This window comes from Thauera aromatica (assembly GCF_023093595.1).
In the GTDB taxonomy this organism is placed as follows: Bacteria; Pseudomonadota; Gammaproteobacteria; order Burkholderiales; family Rhodocyclaceae; genus Thauera; species Thauera aromatica_A.
The window spans coordinates 1-514 of the sequence record NZ_JALLIK010000003.1 but is presented as its reverse complement, the minus strand read 5'-3'; the positions used below and the strand labels follow the sequence as shown (position 1 = coordinate 514).

Here is a 514-nt window from a genome sequence, read left to right as displayed (position 1 = left end):
ATCCAGCGCCGCCGCCAGCTCCAGGATCGCCGGCTCGCCGATCGGCGACTGGTCGCCTTCGAGCGCCTTCAGCGCCGAGCCCTTGACGATCGGGATGTCGTCGCCCGGGAAGTCGTACTTCGACAGCAGCTCGCGCACTTCCATTTCCACCAGCTCGAGCAGCTCTTCGTCGTCGACCATGTCGCACTTGTTCAGGAAGACGATGATGTAGGGCACGCCCACCTGACGGGCCAGCAGGATGTGCTCGCGCGTCTGCGGCATCGGACCATCCGCGGCCGAGCACACCAGGATCGCGCCGTCCATCTGCGCCGCACCGGTGATCATGTTCTTGACGTAGTCGGCGTGACCCGGGCAGTCGACGTGGGCGTAGTGACGAGTCTCGGTCTCGTACTCGACGTGCGCAGTGTTGATCGTGATGCCACGCGCCTTTTCTTCCGGCGCCGCGTCGATCTGGTCGTAGGCCTTCGCTTCGCCGCCGAACTTCTTCGACAGGATCGTCGTGATCGCCGCGGTC

The 514-nt window shown here is 65.0% G+C and carries 1 protein-coding gene; it reads right to left on the bottom strand.

From position 1 onward, the window contains the following. A partial coding sequence (locus MXC99_RS00220) for a GTP-binding protein (RefSeq protein ID WP_247723641.1) occupies positions 1-514 on the bottom strand: 514 nt, incomplete at both ends.